General features: G+C 68.1%; 1 protein-coding gene. It reads left to right on the forward strand.

The window, feature by feature from the left end; translation table 11 throughout:
* A partial coding sequence (locus SB754_RS21785) for a hypothetical protein (RefSeq protein WP_410784397.1) occupies window positions 1-215 on the forward strand: 215 nt, incomplete at its 5' end.
* Between the last annotated feature and the right edge of the window lie 36 nt (window positions 216-251).

The following is a 251-nucleotide window of genomic DNA, read 5'->3' on the forward strand; positions in this document are numbered from 1 at the left end:
CGGACGATCTCGCCCGCCTGCAGCGGTGGTCGGTGGTTCTCCGCGGACGCGGTGCCTGCGCGACGCTGGACGCCGCCACCAACGTCGCCGGCACCCTGCTGGCCTTCTTTCCGGACGCAGTGAATGATCACCGATCCGGACGATGCGCCACCTGCGACACCTCGCCGTATCGCGCCCGGCGACCGTTCGCAGCACAGAGTGGAGAAGGACTGTGAGGATTCGCCTGGACCGCACGCTCTGCGATGGATTCG

The organism is Leifsonia sp. SIMBA_070, from assembly GCF_046534635.1.
Taxonomy (GTDB): domain Bacteria; phylum Actinomycetota; class Actinomycetes; order Actinomycetales; family Microbacteriaceae; genus Leifsonia.